This window comes from Nostoc sp. ChiSLP03a (assembly GCF_034531215.2).
Lineage (GTDB): Bacteria > Cyanobacteriota > Cyanobacteriia > Cyanobacteriales > Nostocaceae > Nostoc.
In genome coordinates, this window is the sequence record NZ_JAVRBQ020000015.1 from 20,148 (window position 1) to 46,116 (window position 25,969).

The window sequence follows — 25,969 nt, forward strand, 5'->3', positions numbered from 1 at the left end:
TCTTGATTTAAACTCCAAGAAAAGCTCTGGTTGCGGCAAGAGATATAGGAGTGTATTTCTCTTGCCCTCTGCCTCTTTGGAATCAATCTGGCATAGTCACAAGCAAATGCGTAATGTTGTTGTTTAACTGTGCCAAAATTGATAGGCTTATAAGTTTGTCTTGTCTAATTAATTCAGTTCTCGCACAATCACCCCTCAGTTTTATGCAACCTCGTAAACCCCAGCAAATTGCTCGTGAATTGGCGCTTTTAAGCCTTAGCCAATTGCCGATCAACCCAAAGAAATTAGATAAATTGGAAGACGACCAACTAGTATCCAAGTTGGTGCTAGGAGCAGTACGCACTCTGACCTCAGAAGTACAAGATACACTCGATAATGCCGCAGGTGAGCTGCAACGCAGTAACGATCGCCTCTTAAGCAGCCAAACTCGGGCCTGCGACCTCAATACTGCCAGAACAATGCTTCAAGAAGCGATCGCCTGCACCCAGACAGCAATCAATCAGTTGGGTACAGCAGTTGATTTCCCAGTATTGATTCAATTAGCTAATCAGGACAAGGGAGTTCGGAATTACGCTAAAGAGCTTGTAATCACCGTCAACGAAAATCGAAACATTATAGATGAACTCATATCTGCTGCCTTAGTAGATTGGCAAGTAACTCGTCTCGCCCAAATTGACCGCGATATTTTGCAAATTGCCGTGGCAGAAATGAAGTTCTTGGGAGTTCCAGACAGTATCGCCATCAACGAAGCTGTGGAGCTAGCCAAACGCTACAGTGGAGACGATGGTCATCGGTTTATTAACGGTGTTTTACGCCGAGTCACTGAGCAGAAAAAAACTGCGTAGTACTGCCGCGGAATTCATAATTTCTTTACTGCCGTGGGAAAAAGTCTGTAGCCCCTTCTGCGGCTTCTTCCAAGCGGAACCTCTTCCAAAGGGAGATGCTGCGCAAACAGAGGAAACCTCTTGTTGTAACGATTTTCTTTAAACTGGCGTTGAAAGGTGAGGATAACCCGGAAGTTTTCACCCCAAGAAAAAGTACAAAGTTAAATTAAACTCATAATTTATAACTTAATAACTCATATAACTAATACTGCTGCAATGGTTTTTAATTGGTTCCGTCGTCAACATAACGATTCCTCTAACACTCCCTCTGATAAGAAACAGGAAGAAACTCCTCCTGCAAAAGAACCCCAACCAGAGCCAGCCGAAACCTCAACACCAACTGCTGAAACTACACCAGACACAACGGCAGATTTATTGGCATTTGCGAAAGCTGCTTACAAAAATATTCAGCAAAAACAGCAAGTCGAGGTAGTAGAAACCCCACCCGATCCAGCAGATACCTTAGCACCATCAATACAACCTGAAACCGCAGAAACGGCAACTGCGGAAATAACCGAACCAGAAGCTACTAATACAACCGTAGAAACAGCACAGCCAGAAGTTATCCAAGCTGCTAGTGAGGAAGAAATTACAAAAGATTCTTCAGTGGCAGCAATTGCTGAACAGCCTGATGTTTCCACCACAGAACTCACGGCAAGCGAAGTTGAACCAACACCCACCGAACCACTAGCTACGTTAGAGGCAACACAGCCAACAGCACCAGCTAACTTATCCTTTTTAGAACGGGCGGCGGCAGAACGGCAAGCCAAGCTAGAACAACTAATAGCCACCGCCATTGAAGTTCCAGAACCGGAGGTAGTACAGCCAGTAGCGACAACCTCAGAAACAAAAGAGGAAATTCCCGGATTGGTTTTTGATGATGGGTTTGTCTGGTCAGCGAAAGTTCTAGCAGCTCAAGGTAGGAGTGCAGAAGACGTTTCGATTGAAGAAATTACCTGGCTGAAAAAGCTCCGGCAAGGATTAGACAAAACTCGCCGTAGTATTCTCAACCAACTGAAGGCGATCGTTGGTCAAGGGCCGCTAAATCTTGCTGCTGTGACGGAAATTGAAGCGTTGCTTTTGCAAGCTGATGTTGGTGTAGAGGCGACAGACTTTATTATCAATGCCTTACAGACAAAACTGCGAGAAGAAGTTACCGCACCTGAAGAAGCGATCGCTTTCCTAAAAAAAATCCTCCGGGATATGCTGGATGCACCGAGCAAAACATCCCAGAAAACTACCTTTACCCCAGAAAAAGAAACCTTAAATATTTGGTTAATCACTGGGGTAAATGGTGCCGGTAAAACCACTACCATCGGTAAAATTGCCCACTTGGGACAAAAATCTGGCTATAAATGCTTGATTGGCGCAGCAGACACCTTCCGCGCCGCCGCAGTGGAACAAGTAAAGGTTTGGGGTAGTAGAAGTGGCGTGGATGTAATTTCCAATCCGGGAAAAAATACAGATCCGGCAGCAGTTGTATTTGATGCGATCGCAGCCGCCCAAGCGCGTCAAACCGAATTACTTCTAGTAGATACAGCTGGGCGACTGCAAAACAAGAAAAATTTAATGGACGAACTCGGTAAAATCCGGCGAATTATCGACAAAAAAGCCCCAGATGCCAAAGTAGAATCTCTTTTGGTTCTAGATGCAACTTTAGGTCAAAATGGACTGCGGCAAGCTGAAGTTTTTTCCCAAGCTGCCCAACTCAGTGGTGTTGTCTTAACCAAGCTAGATGGCACTGCCAAAGGCGGCGTTGCCCTTGCCGTTGTACAGCAGCTAGGTTTACCCATTCGCTTTATTGGTGCTGGCGAAGGAATTGAAGACCTACGCCCCTTTTCGAGCTATGAGTTTGTCGAAGCTCTTTTGAGTGGTTAATTGAAAAATTTCGAGTTAAAAATTTTTCTTACCAAACTTAGGACTTACGCAATATTGTATTATTCTCTGGGAAATACTGCGTGTTGGCGTCAGACTCTGACAGAGAAGGAGGTTCGATAAATTAAGCTTTTTAGTTATTTTTGCGTAAGTCTTAAAACTGATAAATTTAGGGATGACCGATCTGGTATTATCACTTGAACTAACTAGAAACAGCTCAAGTCCTAAAATTATGAATTTGTCACAATAAATAGGTGACTTTTGCTAAAATTTCTAGCTAATGCCCTTTTTAAAGTCTGAAATGGGCTTTTTAAATGTAGCAGCACGATATTTAGTTGCGACATACAATAATCCCCTAGATTTTCATCTTGCAGCAATTCAAAAGGGAATCGAGACGCTCATCTCCACCAATACAACTTTATTGTGGGATAGACAGCAGTCCCAATGGTGAGCAGTGCGTTGGGGAACTAGCGCGAGTGATTTCAGCGCTGCGGGAGGTTTATTCCTCCATAGGTGTTTGGTGTTGGCTATGGCTACTTACTCGTGCAACGTCTATCGAAAGGTTGGAATTTTGATGGTTAAACGTAAAGACTCTTTCTGACTTTTGACTTAAAGTTCTTAGAAGATATTTCTTCTATTTTTAGTGTCATTTCTTGTATTCATATCTTACACTTACCAAATAACTTAAGTAAGTCGCTGTGAATATTTATCATCAGGTTCAGGCAGGAGGCAGGAGGCAGAAGGCAGAAGGAAAGAGGGTTTTAGTCCACTTTACTTTTATTAACATAGTTTGATTTTTCCCGCCTGTTCTACTTACCCCTAGAATAAATTACAGGCTAATGGTTTAACTTTGTTACCTCTGACTAAGAAGATAGAGTTACTTCACTTTTATCCAGTTTTGATGGATTTAAATTTTGCGTATTCAGCAACTCAAAATTCACAAAACGAGAAATTAAAAATGGAAAAGCTCAATCTTGGCGATTATCCGAGCATCTATGGTATACAAATTAAATATTTGAAAACTTATTAACATATTCTCAAGTTTGGAAACGAGTGTAGTTCTGTTTTTGAGCAAATCAAGCTCGATTTGAGCGCTTATAGAGCTTTTTACTCAAAAGACTTCTAGTCTTCTAGCTGCTTCTACCCAAAAAGTCCCTCTGAGAGCGTTATAAATTATTTTTTGAATAAAGTATTTTTCTAACTTTAGAGATATGCTTTGGTAATTAAGTTATGAAAAAATGAAAAACTTTCTGATATATCAGCAAAAGTAGTAATTTTTACGGGTAGAATTTGGACTAAAAATACATGATTTAAAATTACTAATAGTCCGTCAGAAATAGAATAAGCAAATAAAATACTTATAAAATTTGCCTGTTACGTCTTTATACTCTTGCTAAAATGGCAAGTCTTGTCTAAATATGGTTTAGCAATGCCAAAGCCAAAAGATTTATAAATAATCTAAAATCTGCCAATATAAAGTGCAATAATACCCGTGCCTGTGTCTCAACTGCCCTCTCAACCCATTGATAATAGTAGTAGTGCCGCGACGGATGTCACACCAGTCGTGGCACTCAAAGAACTCGTGGCAAGGTTACACCGGGAACAGAACAAAATTCAAGATTTGCTAAGTTCTTTAGGATTTGCCCTGAGAAGTTTCAATAATTTGAATCAGTTTTTAGAACTGATTCCGCTGATGGCAACAAGAGTGACAGATGCAGACGGTAGCGCCCTGTTTCTCTACAAACCTAATGGTCAAGTCAGGTTAGAACAGTTACATTGGCAAGATAGTGGCCAGCGCAAAAATATCCGCAAAGCGCTAGAAATAGCCAGTAGTCAAATCACGCTTTTACCCAATGCTGCCCCCCTAGCGAATGCCACAGGGATTTTGGATGACCAGATGCATCGCTATTTGGGGCCAGATGTGCAAATCTTTGGTACGGCGATTCTGGTAAAGCATACAGAACGGGGATGGCTCTATGTCTTGAGCCGCGATCCAGAATATAGTTGGACAGAAACCAGGCAAAAGTTAGTTAGGTTAGTGGCAGACCAAACAGCAGTAGCGATCGAAAACGATGAACTAGCTGTAGAACTAAGAAAAAAAGAACGCTTAGACCAAGAATTAGAAATTGGCGCAGAAATTCAACGGCGACTTCTACCACGTCAATGCCCTACAATTCCCGGTGCAGTCCTGGCTGCACGCTGTAAACCTGCCAATCGCGTCGGCGGAGACTACTACGACTTTATTGCTACCAATCATAATAAGATTCAGCCCAAGATCAAAGGTGGCAGCGAAACTAGCCGCTGGGGTTTGGTTATTGGAGATGTCATGGGCAAAGGTGTCCCCGCTGGGCTGATTATGACGATGATGCGGGGAATGCTACGGGGAGAAGTGCTACATGGTAATTCCCCAGCCGGAATTCTACAAAACTTAAATAGAGTTATGTATGCGGATTTGGAAAATTCCCATCGCTTTGTAACACTATTTTACTCAGAATATAACCCCTACAGCCGAATTCTGTCTTATAGCAATGCGGCACACAATCCTCCTTTATGGTGGCACGCAGCGACAAAAACTGTCACCCGTTTAGATACTTTGGGAATGTTAATCGGTTTGGATGCTAACAGCCAATATGAAGATGCACAGGCACAGTTAGAGCCTGGAGATACAATTATTTACTATACAGATGGCTTAACTGATGCCGCTGCTGCTGGTGGTGATCGCTTCGATGAAGACAATTTTGTTACTGGCTTCAATACTGCTTGTAAATACTGCAATGGGCCAGAGGAGATTGTAGATTACCTATTTGACCAAGTTCAGCAATTCATCGGTGCTGATAAACAAAACACTGATGATATGACACTAGTTGTTTTACAAATCTTATAATCATTGACTATTTATACTCGATCGAGTCCATTAGTCAATGCTTGACTTTATGGTGACAGAGGATTCACCACAGTGATTACACTAAATTTAATTTTTTATTTATTTTTCTTTAAATTTTCGTAGCGATCGCCCAAATGGTTGCACATCAACCTTTTTTGTGAACTTGTTTGTATTTAGCCTTTAGGATAATACATAAAAAATGATCGTTAGAATACTTTTCTGTTCAATTAAAAACTATATATTTTGCACATCTAGCACAGTAGGAAACGCCAAGGGGGAGAGCAGGTAAAAGGTAAAATGTACAAGGTAAAAAGTAAAAGGTAAATTTACTTCTTCATTTTTGCTTTCTTTCTATCCTTGTGACGCAAGCATTTGGTCTGCTCCCTTTTGGCGTTTTAATTTTTCTTTCTCCGCCGTAGCAAGTTCACAACAGCTACGACGGAGTTTTGCTTTCTTTGTTTATTCGTCCTAGATTTGGTTTTTTAAACTTCCTTGATATTTCAGCCAATAAACTTCATTTAATAATTGGTCAAGATATTTCTGAAAAATATTTTAGATGAAGAAATTAAATCGCTATTCTTGCGCCCCAGCTTTTTGCAGACTCCGCACCACATTCTTATAACCATTAAATTCTGCAATCATCAAAGCAGTATAACCGCCCCGGTTTTTCAAATTCACATCTGCCCCAGCTTGGAGTAATAACTGCACAATTTCACCATAACCTGCTGAAGCAGCCCACATCAATGATGTGGCCCTTGCTGAGTCTTGAAAATTCACATCTGCCCCCTTTGCTAGCAGCAAATGTACGATCTCTTTGTGTTGGCGTTCGGTTGCCTTGATCAAAGCAGTTTTGCCATCATCCCCTGGAATATTGACATCAGCACCATAATCTAACAACACTTGCACTGTTTGGGTGTGTCCTTGTGATGCAGCCAACGTCAAAGGTACTTCACCAAGACTTTTCTCATTTATATCTCCGCCAGAACGTACCAGTGCCTCGACAATTTGGCTATGTCCCTGCAATGCTGCTACAAGGAGTGGTGTATCGCCCAGATGGTTGCTAATTTGCACATCTGCACCCCTGTTAAGTAATATTTGCACGACATCAATGTAGCCTTCTACAACGGCAAGGTGTAAGGCAGTTTCTCCATCTCGATCTTGAAGATTAATCTGGGCACCTCGATCTAGTAAAGCTGCTACGATCGCACTGTGTCCAGCCGCTGCTGCTGCCGATAGGGCAGTTCCACCATCAGCGTTTTTCACATTCACATCAGCCCCTGCTGCTAACAGTGCTTCCACAATCTCCAGATGTCCCAAATCTGCCGCTAGCATTAAAAGTGTCTCACCCTCTTCATCTGGGATATTGACATCGATACCAGTTTGGAGAATTGCTTGTAAAACTTCTATTTTTCCCTGCTTAACGGCAAGTTTCAATGCCGTATCATTATCTTTATCAGCAATATTAACTTCGGCACCAGCAGCCAATAAAACTCGCACTACATCGATATAACCTTTGAGGACTGCTGCCATTAATGCTGTACTGCCATCTTCATTAGTGGCATTGACATCTGCACCTTTAGAGAGTAAAAGTTGCAAAATGTCAAGCTGTTTGGCACTAGCCGCCAACATCAAAGCCGTTAAACCATAGAGTTTTCTCGGCAAGTTGATATTTGCCCCAGCATCGAGCAGCGATCGCACAATTTCGGTGTAGCCTAAATTCGCAGCAAACATTAACGCCGTGGTGCCTTGGCGATCGCACGCGTCCACTCTTGCACCAGCAGCCAGTAGCGCACACAGTCCCTTAATATCACCACTTTTAGCAGCTTTGAGCAGCAAAGTATTATTGTTTTCAGTCATGGATGAGATCCCACACAGGGAGTTTTGTTCGTCTACCCTCAAAATTTAGTCTGAGATTGTTTATCCACTTTGGCAAGAGGGCAAAGGAAAATAGTCGGGCGAGTCTCTTTTAATTTGTGCAAATTTAAGCACAGAAAATAGAGTTATGCTAATTTTTATGAAGATTTAATTATTAAGCGAGAACGCGATGAGTCTGGAACTTTCTACATCGGTGAAATATTGGCTGAACTTCTTCCATCCGGTGCTTATGTGGGCGCTATTAGTACTCTCAATTTATGCAGCCTATTTGGGATTGCAATTACAGCGTACCAGAAATGCTCAGGGAGAAGAAAAGAAAGAACTGATTAAAGGTAGATATAACGTCAGACACTACCAAATCGGGTCTATACTCCTAGCTTTGATGGTGACAGGTGCGATTGGTGGGATGGCTGTCACTTACATTAATAACCAAAAGTTATTTGTCGGGCCTCACCTACTAGCAGGACTGGGTATGACAGGTTTGATTGCATTTTCTGCTGCTTTGTCCCCTTATATGCAAAAAGGGGCAAATTGGGCACGTGCAACTCATATTTTGATAAATTTCACCCTTTTGGGACTTTTTGCTTGGCAGGCTGTTACTGGCGTGCAAATTGTCCAAAAAATTCTCACTCAAGCATAGTTAGCAAAGTAGGGTAGCACAGCTGTGCTACCCTACAAACGTACAAATAATTTAGAATTATTGAATTTTTTGAAATCCTATCAACGCTTTTGCTTAAAATTAGCAGGAAACGGTATTCCCAAAGATTTATGAAAATCTTCCTGAACTTTGCGAGTTAAGCGGCGGGAGACTTGGCGGACAATTTGATTAAGTAAGCGATCGCCTGTAGATTGAACTATAGACTTGGGTAATCGCTGAATAAATCGGGGAAAGTGAAGATAAACTATCAAATCCAATTCCCATTCAACTCTTGTAACCTTATCAATGCTAGTGGAAACATCGGTTTCTTTTAACTCTAGAGATGCCCGATAATCTACGTCATAACCAGGCGGTTGGTAGTCAGGAATGGGGATTGTACGGATGCGGTAAATACCCTCCTCTGGGGGCAACAATTCCAAACCTATTTTCGGTTCTACTTCATAACCAAAAGAACCAAAACGACCAATTGTTAAACCATAGCCATTTTCCCCAAGTGATTGTACCTTCATGGGTTCAGCGCAGCGCGAAAACCATGAGGCGTGAGAATTGAGATACTCAGCAACCTTCTCTACTGGGGCAGCCATTTCCATAAAATCTTGATAATGACCGTAAAATTTTGTCAGCGTCGCTACATTTGGTTCTGTTAATGTGTCCTCAGCTTCTTGGGCGGACACTACAGGTAAAACAGCTTCTGTTATTTCCCAGGATTTATATTCGCCTTTTCTTGAAAGCATAAATGCATTACTCTATATTTTGGCGTTAGTCTATATTAATGATTCCCCACACACCTGGGTCATTTCGCATTCAGATCCCATTTTGACCGAAACCTCATTAATCTGCGAGTAACTCCATAGAATTACTAAAATAAAGAACTGAACAAGCACACAATAGTTTCCCAGGATAGCATTTATCATGAAAGCATTTGTAGCAGGGGCAACAGGTGAAACAGGTCGCCGGATTGTGCAAGAATTAATAGCGCGGAATATTCCCGTCCGAGCCTTGGTGCGGGATATAGAGAAAGCTAGGGGTATTCTGTCTCCTGAAGCCGAATTAGTGTTAGGCGATGTATTACAACCAGAAACTTTAACTGCTGCGTTGGCAGATAGCACAGTTCTATTGGTTGCGACTGGGGCAAAACCTAGCTTTGACCCCACTGGCCCCTATAAAGTAGATTTTGAAGGGACTAAAAATTTAGTAGATGCTGCTAAGGCAAAGGGAATTGAGCATCTCATCTTAGTTTCTTCTTTGTGCACTTCCCGGCTTTTCCATCCGCTCAACTTGTTTTGGTTAATTTTGTTGTGGAAAAAACAAGCTGAAGAGTATATTCAGAAAAGTGGTCTTACTTATACGATTGTGCGGCCTGGTGGGTTGAAGAATGAAGACAACTCCGATCGCATCGTGATGCAGAGTGCAGATACGCTGTTTGATGGTAGTATTCCCAGACAGAAAGTCGCCCAAGTTGCTGTTGAGGCGCTGTTTGAAGCAGATGCACGCAATAAAATTGTCGAAATTGTTGCCAAACCTGAAGCAGCCTCAAAAAGCTTTAAGGAGCTATTTCAGCAGTGCTGATATTCCACAGAATTTTATTGCTTCTGTCTCTTAATTCTCATCCCCAAGCTCGTCAGATCGCATCTTTATGAAAAAGTGATTCCTATGGCTCTACCTACGCACTTTTTCAATTCGCTCCTTGATTTTGCTCCTTAAAGCGATCGCTCTATTTTCCCTGCAAGGGCTTGTTCCCAAATTAGCAGATCCTCCGGTCGGTCAACATCAGCTAAGGGCAACAAGTCCACGTATAATAAATTAAGTTTCTGGGCAATATCCACGGTTTTCTGGAATACTTGAGCAGTTCCCCACTCAATGTTAACGAATAGCTCCGGGATGGCTTGGCGCAAACCAATTAAGTAATATCCACCATCGATCGCAGGGCCAAGTACGAGGTCAAAAGCGTGTAACTTCTCGAAGGCTGTTGCTAAAATCTGGGCATTCACTCCAGGGCAATCTGTACCAATGATAATTACTTTTTCTGCACCAGATTGAAAAGCATCAAAAAGCGATCGCGCCATCCGCAAACCTAGATCCCCTTCTCCTTGAGACTGGTAAATCAAATCCAACCCCAGCCAATCTTGCATAAGTTGCAAATCGCCGCCTGCAAACCGCACTTCCACAGATATGTCAATGGCTTTTTGCAATTCTTGAACCTGAAATATTGTATGCTCAGTCATTTCCCGTTGAAGATTGGCAGCACCAACATTTCCCAAAGCAGGTATCAATCGGGTTTTTGTCCTACCTGGTTCTGGATAGCGAGTGAAAATAATCAGGTGCTGTTTTGGGCTTGCTGGTAAGTTCAGCACACAATACCTTGTTTAACAACTAAAAATATCTTAATAGCAATACTTGTCGTTTTCGTTGGCTCTAGTATGATCTTTTCCCGTCCGCATAGCCCCCAAAATGGTAGAAACATAGACACAACGTCTAGCTTTACCACCATTCAAGCTGTAGAAGGTTATCTGTCCTAATCCGCCTACAGTACACTGATTTCCAACTTCAGAGATAGGACAACCGTGATAGTTAAATAAAACTCGCCACATTTGCTGTGAAGGGTGTTTTAGTAAAGTTGTCTCCTTTTTTCCTTTATTGTTTTCCTCTTCATCAATGCGAATGTTTGGCTCAAGATTATGCCATAAGTTGCCATTGTTTTTAACAGTATCAGGATATGAATTGTCCTGCCTCTGCTTGATGAACTGCCCATTGCACGACACCATTTTGTATGCGAAAACTGGTTTGCCTAGTTAATTTATCTTTAGTGGCTTGGCTTTGCGCTTGGCGCATAGCATAATAAACCTCATTTTGACTAGTGTTGAGACGACGAGTCTCCACAAAAGCCAGCCAATTAGATATTCCGAGCGTAGCTAATATACCAATTAATACAATAACTACTAAAATCTCTGGTAAGGTAAAACCACTGTTGGAATGATTATTCTTCAAGAGATTTTTTGCAGAAACGAAAGACGGTAGATGCACCAGGCTATTCATTTTTATTCTGAGAGTTTTTCAGCTACCTAGCTGTTAAACAATTTTCAGTTTTTTTAGCTTTTTACTTCGCGCTGGTTAGTAATATTTTCGAGCAACGTAGGCATTAAAATCATTATGAAAATTTTTAATAATAATTTAAAAGTAAAGTTGATTCGCTGAAATCTTGAAGAATTATTCAGAATATAATTCCATAAGAATTTAGCCGCCGTTAAAGCTTTTTGTCGATTAAACGGCTTTTGTAGGGCTTTGCATGTCAGGTATTTATATAAATTTGTCAGACTTAGATTCCAAGTGTTTTTAAGTGCTAAAGGTCTTTCCTTATATGCTCTATCAAGCACTTGCAAGCAAGCTTTTTCTTGTCTTATAAGATTAGAAGAAACGGAATTAGCACTTATTCTGTATAATATTTGTACAGATGGTACGCATACAAAATCAAACTGACAAGCTAATCGCAACCACATATCCCAATCTTGAGCAGCATTTAGAGATTCATCAAATCCACCTAATTTGATTAAAGCTTCTCTACGAATCAAAGGATTGGAGCCATTCTCTAAAAAGTTTGTCAACAATAACTTTTCATAAACGTCTCCATTGGCTGTAACGTGTGTACCAGAGAGTACTATTTCACCATTTTCATCGATATAATCAGTCCAACTGTAAGCAACTGTCGCAGTAGCATTTTCTTGCAGAGCCTTTAACTGAGACTGAAGTTTATCAGGTGTCCAAAGATCGTCCGCATCTAAGAAACTAACAAATTCTCCAACTGCAAGCTGTAGACCTCGGTTACGACTAACGTTTCCACCAGCATTGGTATAAGAAAATATTTTTATTCGAGGATCTTTAATTTGTGTAACAACATCTAAAGTTGAGTCTTCTGAACCATCATTAATTACAATTAATTCTAGATCGCTCAAACTTTGATTGAGAACAGATTGAATTGTATGATGAATAGTATTCTCACTATTATAAGCGGGGATAATTACAGAAATTTTCGGCAAATCTTGACTATAGTTAATCATTTTATAAGGCTAATGTATTTTTTAATCCTTTGCGCAAATTAGATTTTAAATAGTAAAAAGGACTGATCATGCTAGCCAAGTAAAATTCCATTTCAAAAAGTGCAATTAAATTACTTTTCAATTCTCCTCTATAGTGAATACGGTGCTTTAATACTCGGCGTAAATTCCCTAAAATAGTTCTTATAAACACTATTGGTTTTTGCCAATTTTTAGTATTTATCAAGCTTAACTGGAAAATACACAATCCACAACCGCGTGCCAGAGTTAAGAGATAATCTCTCTCAAGTCGCCAGCATGGTATTTGATGATAAGTGTGCATGGTAGGATTATACCAAATCTGCCAGCCTGCATAATGTATATAAAGCAATGGTTCATAGTCATCACCCTGTACCAAAATACCAGGCAGCTTCCCACTTAAATTAGGCCGCTGTGGTACATTTTCACGCCATACCTGTTTCCGAACAACAAGCGCCGCACCAGGAGGAAGTCTTAAATTATCTGCGTCAAATAAATATGGATTTGAACCATGTTCTCTGATAGCTAAAAAAGCTTGAATTCTTTCAAAATTTTCTGGCGGGTTTACTTCAAAATCACCATGAATCTGTCCACTCCAAGCACCTGCTTGAGGATGCTCTAATCCAAAGGTATATGCTTCTGATAACCAATCAGGAGCAGGTAGATTATCATCATCTAAAAATGCGATTAGCTGTCCTTTCGCTTCACGTACTGCTCGCAATCTTGCAAAAGCTGCTCCCTGTTCGGGTTCTAAAAAATATCTTAAATGACAGTTACCATCATATATTTTTTGGTAATTCTGGATTATTTCAAATGTATTATCAGAACTATTATTATCCACAATAATAATTTCCCAGCTAAGTTGTTCTACTCCTGTCTGGGTTAATAGCTTATCCAAAATTTTAGGTAAACGGGTTGCTCCATTGTATGCAGGAATGGCTACGCTAATATCTAAATTTTCGGCTGTTAATTCAGTCATAATGCCTAATGTTTTAATAATTTATTTTTTAAAGTATCCATTTTTCCAAAGATAAAAAGGACTAATGAAACTACTTAAAAAAAGTTCCATTTCGCAAGCAGCCACCAAATCATCTCTTAGATTAGTTCGATATTTGAGTAAGTGTAACGTGATTTTACGCAAATCATTTATCATATAAGATAAAAGAGCAAATGGTCTATATATTTGTTTTATATTTACCATTCTCGTTACACAACGGCTAAGTCCAATCCCTCGGAAAAATGGAATCAAATAATCTTTTTGCAAACGCAATTTTGGTATTTTGTGTGATATTTCCATTTCTGGGTTGTACCAGATTTGCCATCCTGATTTTTGGATGTAAGACAACATTTCTAAATCTTCACTGGTAAGCATATTGCCTTTAACTCTACCAGTTAAAATAGACTTATCTGGTACACTTTCTAACCATGCTTGTTTACGGACAACAAGTCCGGCAGAAGGGGGTAGTAGTTTTTTAGATGCTTCATATAATAGCGGTAGATTACCACGCTCTGTAATTGCTAAGAATGGAGCAATTCGCCTAAAGTTTTCCGGTGGTTCTACTTCCCAGTCTGGGTGAATTTGGCTGCCATAAGCTCCAGCTTTAGGATATTTTTCACCAAAAGCATAAGCTGCGACTACCCAATTTGATACTGGGTAGTTGTCATCATCTAGAAAACCTATGAATTTACCTTTAGCTTCTGCAACTGCCTTTTTTCGAGCATAAGCTGCGCCTTGTTTTGCTTCAAAGCAATACTTTAAAGGATAAGGACATCGCCAATCTTTTTGATAAGTTTGAACAACTTTAGCTGTATTATCAGTGCTGTTATTGTCTACAACTATAATTTCCCAAGATAAATTTTCGGTCTGAAGTTGGTTTTTTAGTCGTTCTAATAGTTCAGGCAAACGACTTTCACCGTTATAAGTTGGGATAGCTACAGTAAAGTCAAGGTTCTCAGTCATTTTCCGAAAAGTATATTTTGATGATGCTTATTATTATGTTCAGGCAATGGCTAATTTATCAATGGCTCTTAAATGAATCTATCAAATATTAAAACTGCACATGATGTTTCAATTTTGCTATCAACGTGCAGTTTTATGTTCAGCAATATTACGTATTTTTAAACAAATATTGGTATTTAAATTACTTAACTGCAATTATTATCTTTTGCTGTCACCATTGAGCCTAAGAGAGTTTTCACAATGACACATCGCTTTACGCTACTAGGCGATGTAGGATTTGCAGAGCTTGGTACAGCTGCCACTATTTGTAACCCAGATGTTCCAAGACTTGCATTGGGTAAAGTTCCCATATAGTCAAAAGTAATTTTTGCTGATGCATTTAAAGAATAGGATACAGTAGAATCGGCAGTGTTTTCAGTAGTGCTATTTAGATTTGTACCTAGCAAAAATTTATCAGAGCTAACGCCTACATCCGTTCCTAAAGGTTTCCACGTGCTGATTTCAGCTAAAGGCAAATTGCTACCATCGCTCTTTTTGGTAGGAAAAATAGCAACCTCTTGAGTTGTGCTATTTTTCCGAAAACTGACACTGTAGCTAAGTTTTTTGTTTTTAGCTTCGCGCTGTGCTTCTTGCAGTGCTGCGAAAACGGCGTCGTTAAACTTATTGATCCGTTGCCGATTTACAAAGGCAGCCCAACCAGGAGCTGCGATCGCTGCTAAAATTCCTACTAGCAGCAGTACTACTATTAACTCTATAAGACTAAATCCAGCATCTTGTTGCTTGTAGCCATTAGTAGAGGGTCTATTTGCTAAATACTGCCGCTTTAGCTTTGTTTTTTGGCTGTGCAACTGGAAATAATTTAATAGTCTTAAACTAAGAATATTCGCCATACTGTCCTGCTTTTAGTAATATTTGTCAAAGATAGAAGCTATTTGGTAAAGATAAAGCTACTTCCTTGAACCTTAATGTTTGCACTGGGAAAATAACTAGATTTACTCTGCGCGTAACGTGCTTTAGTTTCATCTTGTATTAAACGAGCTTGTGCATTACCTCTTAAATAAACTTCCGCAGCACTCCTATTATCTGTGCTAACTGAATTTATACAAGCATAGAATCCTGTTCTGACAGTAGTTGCTGCTACGGGAACTTGACTAAAGTTAGTAGAGCATGTTGCTGCTGGCGCTCCCTGTGCTATTGTTGTTTGATCTATAAAATCAACTAAAACTAAGGGATCTTGAGTGTAACTCCCCCCTCCTGCCCAGCTATTCATTTTTGCTTGTAATGTTATGCCTTTTTGTGACAAGTCAAATGGTTTAAAACCTTTATCTGGACATGGGAGATATTTTTCGGTGGGAAATCCATCGCAAGCACCTAGTGTAGCAGCAGTATTTGGAACGCCATCTTTAATTTCCCATCTAGCGATGCGTGCAGCGTTAGACCAAGTAGTATTAGTGTCTTTAATTAAATAGTAGGCAACTAATGAGTAAACAAAAGTATCATCTTTTTGAGTACCTGTAATTGTAATTGCTTGATTAATTAATGCTCGTTTCCAAAAAACAAGCACAGGAACTTTATCTGTTCCACTAGGTAGTTGATTCCCAGTTGTACTTGCATTTGGGCAAGTATTAGCGGTACTAGCATCAACAGTACCGCTAAGACAAGCAATTCCAGTAGCATCATATATATATATCGCTTGTTGGAGATCGCGAGTAATATAATCTAGTGCAGCTTTAATTTCTTGCTCAGAGTTCGCTTTGGCTTGTTCCTGACCATCAGTGTTTAAAATACTGATCATAAAACTTAGTAACGGCGTAATTACTAAAAATGCAATGAGCATAGCCACCAATAATTCAATCAGGGTAAAACCACTATTTTTATTTTGCTTGTGAGAGGGTTTTAGCTGAGTACTTAACAGCCACCTCAATATATTCATTTTGCTACAGGTTCTCCTTAATGACCGATACTGAGTTATGAAATTATTTATTGTTTAATGGGTTAATTATGGTTGACAACCACCAAGGCGATCGCACAAAGCGCTATACGAACTTTGACCCCTGACAATTTCAGTTGTCATTTCTACTAGTGGTGCTTTGCGATCGCCTAGTCCCCCTGTGAATGTTGCTGCTGTTTTTCCACTGCTACCCGCAGTTAAAGAACCAAATTCCGCATCTGAACGATATACCCGAACTCCCAAACGATAGCCTTGACCTTTATCAGCGTCGCTACCTGTGACAGCAACGCGAATAGCTTGAATGTAAAATAAATCGCTAGTACAGTCGGGATTAGCAAGGCTGCCATTTTTGTTAAAGCAATACAAACCAGTGCGAGCAGTAGGAGCTGAGGTACTACTCAATAAATAGTCACTGCTTGAACTGGATACATTTCTAGTTGTGCTAGCAGCCAGTGTAACGGTGATTGTCGGATCTGAGATTGTTTTAGACTTGATAGCATCAATGAAGGCTTTAGCCGCTCCTGTTGCCAATTCCACCCGTTTAGCTTGCACGCGAGTTGCTGTTGACATTACTAGGACAGGTGCGATCGCTACTAGCAAAATGGCAACTACGAGGATTGCCACAAGCGACTCAATGATCGTAAAACCAGAATCGTTAGATTGAGCAGATAATTCTTGTAGTTGGCGTGGGTTCATACTCGATTTCTTAATAAGGCTATGTTTTAAAGTAATTTGCGATCGGGTGTAATACATTCTTAACCTCTCTCCAAACCTCTCCCCTACAAGGGGAGAGGCTTTGAATTTTCCCCCTTCCCTATTAGGGAAGGGGGCTAGGGGGTTAGGTCTGTTAACGTGGTCTATTCACCCGAAAAGTGATGTAAAAAATCTCATTCAAACACTTTAGGGTGTGGGTATTATTGGGAGTTTGCAGTCAGCAGGACGTTCAGTTGCAGGTAGTGCAAATTTGAAACCACTGCCAAAGTAAGTAGTGTCCGCAGTCTCAAATCCATCTGATGTTTGAGTTTGTACACCACACAACAGAGTTTTCACCCAAAGATCATCGCGGCCTACTTCTCTGAAGTATTCATTCGGAGGATCTGCTGCTGGAGTTACAAAGCGCTGGGCAAACAAGTCGGGGTTTTGCGCCAATAACGCCACATCAAAACCCCAGTTACGATTAGGAGGCATATAATAAGGCGCTTCACCACTAGGATTAGTAATGTAAGTACTATCTGATGTGTAACCAGGTCTTGCAGAATTCAGAAGTCTGTAAAAGATACTGTTATTATTCAAAAGGTTAGCAGCACTAGTATCATTAGGGTCAGAAGTGGTTGCAGGAGGAGTTGTTGGCCCTGGCCTGACAAGAGCTTGGAATGGTGCAGTAGCATAGATACTGCGTTTAAATTGGATGAACGAACCGTTGATATTGGCATCAACCCCATCCCAGTTTTCTAAGAAGCGCACAAAGTTATGCAAACCCCCATTTATTTCGTAGGTACTTGCACCCACACGAGCCGGAGTATCACCAGCAGCAACTACTAGATTAAAATTTGTTTGGCTTGCCTGAGACAACCATCTAGTGTTTTTAACGACACTAGATGCTCCTGCTAAAGCGGCGTAATTTCTAGTCTCAGATGCTGTTGCTGTTGCGGTTGTTAGTTGTAATTGCAATATAGGTTCAAATAGCGGCTGGTATGTCGCATCTCTGGCGGGTGAAGCAGGGTTGAATAGTGATGCGTCTGTGGCTCCAGGAAAATCCCTAAGCGAACCAGAAGCCGGTAGTTTGGGGTATCTGTAGAATACACGATTAGCGGTGTTGTATTTGATCTCGCTCATTGTGGAGGGTGGTGGGCTATTAGGAGAAGTAGTATTTGTTGTGGTTGCAAACCATAGAGCATTTGTTGCTATGTCAGGTATGCTAAGCGGGTCTAACACACCACCTATGAAATTTAGCGGCAATTCTCTTACTACACCTAATTTAATACCTAGTGGAATGGGATTAGCACTAGTATAATTTATGGCGTTGTTACTAGTATTAACAAGCTTACCAAAATCAACATCACCCGTTGGTGTGTATTTCCGTTTGAACGCAACCCTACGAGCAAATTGAGCAAAATCAGCCCTTGGCGATCGCGCAGTTGTACCAGCTAAGAGTCTGGTAAGATCGGTTACACCAACTACTTCACTAGACCTTTTTAGGATTTCTGTGTTTAGGTCTAAAGCATTACCTGTATCAGTATCACTATCTAAACCTACATACCAGTCACCCGGTTGACACTCTGAAACTGGTATCTTGAAGCACATCTCCATTACATACTCTGGGAAACTTCCTCGACGCTGAATGGGCGTGACGAAGTTGTTCACGTAAGAACTGTTATTGTTTACCGAGTCGGTAGAAGTGGGAGTACCTGTATAGTAGGTATCACCACCAGAGTTAGTCAAGAAATTAGATGAAGTGACAAAGTTGTTATTCCAGAAACCTACCTTCAGTCGACTGAGTACGACGTTAGGATCGCTTCCTTGGTTATTTCGCAAGTCGTAATCACCCTCATTGCGGAAACCTTCACGGAAGTTACCAGAGAGCAAGGTAACAGCATCGGCAATTACTGATGCTGGTCGCCAAGTTTCGCCTGTTGTGCAATTTGGTAGTCTAGGGTCACTAGGCCGACAAGCAAAGTCAGGATCGCGATTTGCCGCAGCACGAGTGTAAAATTTAGTATCGTAGGTAGCAGCGCTGGGAGCAGGTAAAAGATCCGGGGTTTTGAATTCTTGTTTAGTGTGCAGATTAAAATCGCCTTTAACATACACTGGTAGCTCAGTTGCTAAAATTAAGCCTTTTTCTTCTGCTCTGTAATTAGTCTGGCGACTCAAGTTAGTGCCATTAATCAACATAATGGCGTTAGGTCGCCGTTCTGGATCGAGATTGTAGTCACTAGCGCTGATATTTTCACTAGTTGGGTTACTGCGATCTTTTTGAGCATCATCACGAGAGGCATAGATAATGCCGCTATTGGGCAATAGATATTCGTTATCCGATGCAGCGCCGATTGCTTGTGTGCGAAGCTGACCTAAATTTATACTAGTAGCACGAATTTCTAGAGGCTGACGCTGTTCAACTTCTAAATTGTAGTTTCCAGTTAATGTACCACCTTTATCTATAGCTTTAATTTGTCGGGCATCAAGAAATGCAGTTTCTTTGATTGCGCCATCAGGAATGTAGGTAGTACTCCGAGACAGAGTGCCATCAGCAATCTGTATTGCACAGATAGTAGAGTCAATTGCTGATTGCTCAGAGAGAGTGAGTTTACTGGTTGTTGCTTTTGCCAGTGCTTGCCGTAGTAGAGGATTCACAAGGCGGCCATTGGGAAATACCAAGTTAGCTTGATATTTCAAGCGATCTAGCAAAGCTACACCAGTGTTAGTAACATCATCAGCATTAGCCCCAGGTGTTAAAAAACCATAGGCATCTACCGCTTGTCCTCTAGTTATACCATCAGATGCAGTAGCGGGAGCAGCATAAACAATCCCATTGTTAGATGCTGCTGCTGTTGTCGAATTAAGGGGATTATAGGTGTTTGTAGTTGCTGTTGTCTGATTGGTAGGGTTGTAGTAGCTACTTACACAGGCCATGGGTGTTTGATAATCGTCTGGTGTACTCGCCTGAGGACTATAAGAATTAAAATTGTAGTGATACACCACCGTGGCACGCATTACTAAATCACCACGTTTTTGTTTACTTGCATTCAGAGGATCGGTAGGATCGGATACAACCATAGGCATAGTATCTGGCCAGACTACAGTGCCATAACTTTCGTTGACTCCCGACGTGCTTGGGTCGTCAACCAGATCGGGCTTTCCTCCTCGTGTTGGAAGAGTAGGTTGGACGAGTGTTCTTAGTCCAGAACCTGTAGGTGTATATACTCCTGCGCCTGTAATCACCCTCAGTCCACCGACCACATCAAGGGGATTAGATCGCGGTGAAGCGGCTGAAATTTCCCAAAAACCATCACGTCCTGTTACCCCTAAATCTGATAACTGTCTGACGCGAGTGGTACGTGTTCGATCTTTGGTAGTGCTACTTGTCCACCTCACAGCAGGAGTGATGGGTTGGGGATCGTTGTCTCCTACAAAGTCTCCTTTTGTGCTGTCCCAGATAAGTTCAGGCAGATTGTTGCCTAGTACGATGCGATCGCCTAACTCTGTTTCTATTACAGGAGTATTATCTACAACGTCTGGATCTCTAGTAGGTAGTTGCGCTGTATTTAGTGTTAGTGTTGTATTAGTATCTGTTGGATAAATCCAGGCATCCATTGGACGTAGCGTATTAACAGAACCTTGCATAAAGGTTGTTGCATCTGTTATATAGTCGTACTCAGTAGTGCCAGTTTTTATAATAGCAGAAGTACCATAAGGAACTTCTCTAAATGGTACACGCCTAGTACGTTTGCGGAACCAGTTTTCTAATTCTTCCTTACGTACTTTAGTGGAATCTAAGCTTGGATCGTTTAGAGTCCGGTTGGTTATATTAGTTCTGATTTCTTGAGGATCAGTAGTAGCAGCATTGTTAAGTTGTGCTTTCACTAATAAGTCTATGCGTTGAGCATAAGCCTGAGTGTTATAGGCAATGTCATTCGAGTTATTTGAGGTGGTTTTATTAGTAGCTGTTAAAGTTTTATTTGTAGTAGGCGCACCATTTTCTACAAATAAATCTACGTTTGTTCCACCTGTATCACTTGTACTGATTGGACTACCAGTTGCAACATTACCGCCAACAACTATCTTGCTATTTTCTCGTTCGTAGTAACATGAATATCTACTACTGACCTGAAATAGAGTTATATTTTGACTGGTTACAGCAGTAAATAAATTACTGTTGGTAAAGATGCGTCCATTGAGACGGAATCTCGGCCCTGGTGTAATATCTAAGTCATCTTCATACACAACAGCATTATTAGTAATAGAAACTTGACTACGATCTTGTTGCATTTCTAATGCCGAGAAGCCCTTATTACCTCGATACTTCTCATATTTGGTTGTATCAAGAGAAGTAGCTTGAGCAATATCACTAATGGGAACTGTTACTGCATATACGAAAAAGCTTTTTTTCAATTCACCAGTTGGTAGCTTATACCAACCCGAACTACCTACTAAGCTGGCACTAGTATCACCAGCTACATCACAAGCTCCACCTGCCTTAGCTGGTAGCATTGGAGGGGTTCTAGCATCTAATGGGCTTCTATTTCGGAGTGTACCAGTTTGGGGGGGAGTACGGAAGTAGATACCATAGAGAATAAAGCTATCAAATTTACCGTTATTATCTGTATCAGCAGGAAATTTCCAGGCTGTTTGTATTTTCTCTTGATTTTCTAAAGCCATACTACTAGCTGCTTCAATCATCGGAGTTGAAGTACTTTTATTAAGGTTATAAGCCAGGGTTATAGGAGTTTCATCACCAAATGTATAGATAGAAAGTTTATTAACTAAGGTATTGTATAGGGTTAGATTTGATGGGACAGAGCGTGGTAGAGTTGGGTCAGCGAACAGTGCACTTATTTTGGCTTTAGCCCTGTCTAAAGCAGGGGTGGCGGCTTGCATTGTCGCTTCATTTACGCGGACATTACTAGCGTTTTTAGAACGCTCAAAAGACCGAAATAAAATTGCAGTTGTTAACAGCACGACTACCAAAACTACCATCGCTACTGTTGGCAACACAAAGCCAGAATTAACCGAACTGTGTCTTCTTTTAGTACCAGAAATAGTTCGCAAAAGCCAAATGAGTTGCTTATTAATTGCAGATAAAAGTTGCTTGCTAATTTGTCTGAAGGTTTTTTGAATTACCTTGAATAGCCGACGTTTTCTAGACATATCTGCTTCCCGATCGAGTGGATTATAAGGAATTTTCTATTTTGCCAAATTTTTTCTTCATGCCTATCAAGTATTTTTACAGGCATGAGGTGAGACGATATTTATCTAATGAGTACATTTAGCTTTACTAACTTCCAAACTAAAGTAGCTATAAAAAAGATAATTTATTAAAGTTATATCATTTATGAATTGTTCATTTGATCCGGTAAACACTGATTTTTTCAGAATTATTTAGTTCAAGTCCGATCAATAATAAGAGCATTAGTTCACAGTAGATTTGCGTAAATGTGTTTTATTTGAAGACAAATTTATGAAGATGTTGTTAGCAGAGTAGGCTTATAATACCCATCTGTTAAAGGAAAGATATCAATTAGGGGCAAAATAATCGGATGTGCAGCTTAGATTCCCGACTTCTTTAATTAAAAAGTCGGGAATCTTGTTGTTCGCATTGCTTTAATTAATTACTAATTACTCATTAGTAGACCTTGGCGTAAATCCCACTACCACCTTTAAAGACAAGCAAGCTTCTGCCACAAGGTACGCAAAATTAGTACCCTGTGGCAGAAGCTACTAAGTATCATAGATGCAACACGCAGTTACATTAATGTTAAAAGGATGGTTAGAAACCGCAACTATACGAGGTTTACTCACATCCGTGGGTTTCAAACCCTCAATTATTCTTAGATTTTGTTTGTGTATCCGGCGTTACTCAATCAAGGGATGATTATTGTAGGGTGGGTGACACGAGTGCTCTGAAACACAAGGGACGGGCTTTTCGGCCCATCCCACAAAACTAGCAAAATCATCCCGCTTTCTCTGCAACGCCGTTTATCCAAGCCAGTTTGGTCTTCTCTCTACAGCCCTTTGGCTACGTCCCGTTGAGTGAAGGGGAGACGCTAAGTGCTATGTAGCAATTTGTGGTACTGACACCTTCACTAGCACTTTTTTGCTAAAAGACAGACCATTTTCATTTTTGTCAATGATAATCGTGTCTCCAGAGATAAAAGTATTCTCCAATAACTTGGTGGCGAGAGGGTTTTCTACTTCTCGCTGAATTGCCCGTTTGAGTGGGCGGGCACCGTAAACTGGGTCATAGCCTGATTCGACAAGGTGATCGCAGGCTGCTTGGGATATCTCAAAGAAGATTTTTTGCTCGCGCAGGAGATTTTCTACACGTTTGAGTTGAATACGGATGATCTGCCGCATTTCAGTGCGACTGAGGGCATGGAAGAGAATAATATCATCAAGGCGGGTGAGAAATTCTGGGCGGAAATGCGATCGCAAAGCATCCATTACCCGCTTTTGCATTGTTTCATACTTAGAATCATCACCAGATATATCCAAAATATGTTCACTACCAATGTTACTGGTCATCACAATGACGGTATTACGAAAATCTACCGTCCTTCCTTGAGAGTCAGTAACTCTCCCATCATCCAACACCTGCAATAAAATGTTGAACACATCGGGGTGCGCCTTTTCCACTTCATCCAACAGCACCACTGAATAAGGACGGCGGCGAATCGCCTCGGAAAGTTGACCGCCTTCTTCATATCCTATGTATCCTGGAGGCGCACCCACTAAGCGAGAAACTGAGTGTTTTTCCATATACTCAGACATATCCAAGCGCACCAATGCATCATCAGAATCAAAGAGAAACTGAGCTAAAGCACGGGCGAGTTCGGTTTTACCCACACCTGTGGGGCCCATGAACAAAAATGAACCAATGGGACGAGAGGGATCTTTCATCCCCGCACGGGCGCGGCGAATTGCGGCTGCTACTGCTTCTACAGCCTCTTCTTGCCCAATGACTCGTTGATGCAAATGACTTTCTAATTGCAGTAATTTTTGTCGTTCCGATTCCAACAAGCGATTGACGGGGATTCCTGTCCACTTGGCGACGATTTCGGCAATGTCGGCTTCGGTGACTTGTTCTCGCAGCAACGTGGAACCTTGGTTTTGAATTTCTAAAAGGCTCGCTTCTTTAGCTTCACGTTCGTGCTGCACTCCCTCCAATTTGCCATACTTTAGTTGGGCAGCTTTATTTAGATCGTAGGCGCGTTCCGCCTGTTCAATTTGCACTCGCAGCGCATCTTCTTCTTTCTTTAAGGCGCTTATCGCCTCCAATATCTGCTTTTCACCTTGCCATTGATCATTAAATGTTTGCTGTTTTTCCGTCAAATTGGCGATTTCTTGCTCAATTCGCTGCAAACGTTCTTTTGTTTGGAGAGTACCCTTTTCTTCACCAGCTAATGATAGCTTTTCCATTTCTAATTGCATGAGGCGGCGATCGATGGTTTCCAATTCGGCTGGTTTGGAGGTAATCTCCATTTTCAACTGTGCTGCTGCTTCATCCACCAAATCAATAGCTTTATCTGGTAAGAAGCGATCGCTAATATAACGCGCTGACAGGGTTGCTGCTGCTACCAAAGCCGAATCAGAAATTTTGACGTTGTGATGCACTTCATAGCGTTCTTTCAACCCCCGCAGAATCGAAATAGTGTTTTCCACACTTGGCTGATCGACAAAAACTTGCTGAAAGCGGCGTTCTAAGGCAGCATCTTTCTCTATGTGTTTGCGGAACTCATCGAGGGTAGTTGCGCCAATACAACGCAATTCTCCTCGCGCCAGCATTGGTTTGAGCAGATTTCCCGCATCCATTGCCCCTTGTTGGCTGGAACCTGTACCGACTACGGTATGTAGTTCGTCAATAAACAAGACAATTTGACCGTTAGATTCCGTAACTTCCTTGAGGACAGCTTTTAGGCGTTCTTCAAATTCTCCTCGCAATTTTGCCCCAGCAATTAAACTACCGATGTCTAAAGAGATGAGTTGGCGGTTTTTCAAAGATTCAGGAACATCACCGTTTACCATCCGTTGTGCTAATGCTTCGGCGATCGCAGTTTTACCTACCCCAGGTTCGCCAATTAATACAGGGTTGTTTTTGCTACGACGAGACAATACTTGAATTACCCGTCGAATTTCGTCATCCCGCCCAATTACTGGGTCGAGTTTTCCCGCTTTTGCCTGTTCTGTCAAATCTCTGCCAAATTTTTGTAAGGCTTCATAGCGGGATTCTGGGGTTTGATCTGTCACCTTTTGGCTACCGCGAATAGTTTTGATTGTAGCTTCAAGTTTAGGTGCATCCGCATTAAAGCCTTTGAGCATCTTTCGTCCAATGCGATCGTCTTCAGCAAAGGCCAAAAGTATGTGTTCCACAGAAATGTAGGAATCTTTCATCCTAGCTCTAGCTTCCTCGGCTCGGTCTAGTAAAACATCTAAACTGCGGCTAAGATAAAGCTGATCGCTTTTACCAACTTTCGGCTGACGTTGGGTAAAGGCTTCTAGCTGCTGCTGCAAGCGGATTGGATCGACCTCAGATCGAGCTAGGATACGTATTGCTAGACTAGTGGGTTCTTCTAACAGGGCAATAATTAAATGTTCAACATCTAGTTGCTGTTGTTGATAAGCACGGACTATATCCTGAGATTTAACAATTGCTTCCCAGGCTTTATCAGTAAATTTATTGGGATCTGTAGGTTGCATCTTTAGAATTTTAGAATTTGAATTTTTAGTTTAAGGATTGGGGGATTATTAAAGGGAGTAGGGAGTTGGGAGTGGTTATAATCCTACTCCTTAATACCCAGATAATTATCCAAACATTCTGGGCGTATATCCGCGTGTATCTCCGGTGGCAATTTTGGATTGACAATTGATGATAATTTAATCCATTCTCTATTTCCTAATTTAAAACGAAAACACTGTTATGAGCAGACTTTCCCCAATGGTATTGTTGGAGCGAGGGTTATAGCAACCGCCAATGCGGTTAAGCCGCTGTGTGAAGCACAGCTTCCATCGCATCTCTCAGACAGCCAAATTGAATTATTTGCTTACGAATTCGGCTTTTTAACCATGACCAACATCGCTCAATTTTGTTAAGCTCGGGG

The 25,969-nt window shown here is 41.2% G+C and carries 18 protein-coding genes and 1 pseudogene; 5 read left to right on the forward strand and 14 right to left on the reverse strand.

What is annotated here, in order from left to right:
* The first annotated feature begins 203 nt into the window (after positions 1 to 203).
* From nusB to RMY32_RS02060, 3 genes are all read left to right on the forward strand, one after another.
* On the forward strand, positions 204 to 845 hold the full coding sequence (gene nusB / locus RMY32_RS02050; protein ID WP_322712750.1) for a transcription antitermination factor NusB: 642 nt from the start codon (positions 204 to 206) through the stop codon (positions 843 to 845).
* 255 nt (positions 846 to 1,100) lie between these two features.
* Positions 1,101 to 2,762, forward strand: a complete 1,662-nt coding sequence (gene ftsY / locus RMY32_RS02055; protein WP_322712752.1) for a signal recognition particle-docking protein FtsY — start codon at positions 1,101 to 1,103, stop codon at positions 2,760 to 2,762.
* A gap of 1,489 nt (positions 2,763 to 4,251) precedes the next feature.
* Positions 4,252 to 5,643 carry a PP2C family protein-serine/threonine phosphatase gene (locus tag RMY32_RS02060; RefSeq protein ID WP_322695205.1) on the forward strand — a complete coding sequence of 464 codons (1,392 nt, stop codon included), beginning with the start codon at positions 4,252 to 4,254 and terminating at the stop codon, positions 5,641 to 5,643.
* 573 nt (positions 5,644 to 6,216) lie between these two features.
* On the opposite strand, the gene RMY32_RS02065 is transcribed toward RMY32_RS02060, so the two are convergent.
* Positions 6,217 to 7,500 (reverse strand): ankyrin repeat domain-containing protein, encoded by a 1,284-nt coding sequence (locus RMY32_RS02065; RefSeq protein ID WP_322712754.1) that lies wholly within the window; start codon positions 7,498 to 7,500, stop codon positions 6,217 to 6,219.
* Between the two features lie 187 nt (positions 7,501 to 7,687).
* Here RMY32_RS02065 and RMY32_RS02070 point away from each other — a divergent pair, with 187 nt between their 5' ends.
* Positions 7,688 to 8,158 (forward strand): DUF4079 domain-containing protein, encoded by a 471-nt coding sequence (locus RMY32_RS02070; protein ID WP_322695207.1) that lies wholly within the window; start codon positions 7,688 to 7,690, stop codon positions 8,156 to 8,158.
* Positions 8,159 to 8,238: 80 nt separating this feature from the next.
* On the opposite strand, the gene RMY32_RS02075 is transcribed toward RMY32_RS02070, so the two are convergent.
* The gene (locus RMY32_RS02075) at positions 8,239 to 8,910 is read right to left on the reverse strand and encodes a DUF1997 domain-containing protein (RefSeq protein WP_322695208.1); all 672 of its coding nucleotides are present in this window, start codon (positions 8,908 to 8,910) and stop codon (positions 8,239 to 8,241) included.
* 178 nt (positions 8,911 to 9,088) lie between these two features.
* Here RMY32_RS02075 and RMY32_RS02080 point away from each other — a divergent pair, with 178 nt between their 5' ends.
* Positions 9,089 to 9,745: an NAD(P)H-binding protein gene (locus RMY32_RS02080; protein WP_322712756.1), complete on the forward strand. Its 657-nt coding sequence runs from the start codon at positions 9,089 to 9,091 to the stop codon at positions 9,743 to 9,745.
* Positions 9,746 to 9,876: 131 nt separating this feature from the next.
* Here the strand turns inward: RMY32_RS02080 and RMY32_RS02085 are convergent, their stop codons facing one another.
* From RMY32_RS02085 to RMY32_RS02140, 12 genes and pseudogenes are all read right to left on the reverse strand, one after another.
* A complete protein-coding gene (locus RMY32_RS02085; RefSeq protein ID WP_322712757.1) occupies positions 9,877 to 10,530 on the reverse strand; it encodes a TIGR04282 family arsenosugar biosynthesis glycosyltransferase in 654 nt (217 codons plus the stop codon).
* Positions 10,531 to 10,560: 30 nt separating this feature from the next.
* Complete coding sequence (locus RMY32_RS02090) at positions 10,561 to 10,941, reverse strand: hypothetical protein (RefSeq protein WP_409882170.1); 381 nt, start codon at positions 10,939 to 10,941, stop codon at positions 10,561 to 10,563.
* Positions 10,886 to 11,212: a Tfp pilus assembly protein FimT/FimU gene (locus RMY32_RS02095; RefSeq protein WP_409882171.1), complete on the reverse strand. Its 327-nt coding sequence runs from the start codon at positions 11,210 to 11,212 to the stop codon at positions 10,886 to 10,888. The genes RMY32_RS02090 and RMY32_RS02095 overlap by 56 nt, the downstream gene beginning before the upstream one ends.
* Before the next feature lie 53 nt (positions 11,213 to 11,265).
* Entirely contained in the window at positions 11,266 to 12,231 is a 966-nt protein-coding gene (locus RMY32_RS02100) for a glycosyltransferase (RefSeq protein WP_322712759.1), read from the reverse strand.
* Between the two features lies 1 nt (position 12,232).
* Positions 12,233 to 13,225, reverse strand: coding sequence for a hormogonium polysaccharide biosynthesis glycosyltransferase HpsE (gene hpsE, locus RMY32_RS02105; RefSeq protein WP_322712761.1), 993 nt, complete (start codon positions 13,223 to 13,225; stop codon positions 12,233 to 12,235).
* 21 nt (positions 13,226 to 13,246) lie between these two features.
* Positions 13,247 to 14,206: a hormogonium polysaccharide biosynthesis glycosyltransferase HpsE gene (gene hpsE / locus RMY32_RS02110; protein ID WP_322712762.1), complete on the reverse strand. Its 960-nt coding sequence runs from the start codon at positions 14,204 to 14,206 to the stop codon at positions 13,247 to 13,249.
* A 185-nt stretch (positions 14,207 to 14,391) separates the two neighbouring features.
* Positions 14,392 to 15,096, reverse strand: coding sequence for a prepilin-type N-terminal cleavage/methylation domain-containing protein (locus tag RMY32_RS02115; protein ID WP_322712764.1), 705 nt, complete (start codon positions 15,094 to 15,096; stop codon positions 14,392 to 14,394).
* Between the two features lie 38 nt (positions 15,097 to 15,134).
* The gene (gene hpsC, locus RMY32_RS02120; protein WP_322712766.1) at positions 15,135 to 16,139 is read right to left on the reverse strand and encodes a hormogonium polysaccharide secretion pseudopilin HpsC; all 1,005 of its coding nucleotides are present in this window, start codon (positions 16,137 to 16,139) and stop codon (positions 15,135 to 15,137) included.
* Positions 16,140 to 16,205: 66 nt separating this feature from the next.
* The gene (gene hpsB, locus RMY32_RS02125; protein WP_322712768.1) at positions 16,206 to 16,853 is read right to left on the reverse strand and encodes a hormogonium polysaccharide secretion pseudopilin HpsB; all 648 of its coding nucleotides are present in this window, start codon (positions 16,851 to 16,853) and stop codon (positions 16,206 to 16,208) included.
* A 204-nt stretch (positions 16,854 to 17,057) separates the two neighbouring features.
* Positions 17,058 to 22,022 (reverse strand): hormogonium polysaccharide biosynthesis protein HpsA, encoded by a 4,965-nt coding sequence (hpsA, locus tag RMY32_RS02130; RefSeq protein ID WP_322712770.1) that lies wholly within the window; start codon positions 22,020 to 22,022, stop codon positions 17,058 to 17,060.
* 903 nt (positions 22,023 to 22,925) lie between these two features.
* Positions 22,926 to 25,568: an ATP-dependent chaperone ClpB gene (clpB, locus tag RMY32_RS02135; RefSeq protein WP_322712771.1), complete on the reverse strand. Its 2,643-nt coding sequence runs from the start codon at positions 25,566 to 25,568 to the stop codon at positions 22,926 to 22,928.
* A 280-nt stretch (positions 25,569 to 25,848) separates the two neighbouring features.
* Positions 25,849 to 25,969, reverse strand: a pseudogene (locus tag RMY32_RS02140) (IS630 family transposase); the annotation flags it as partial.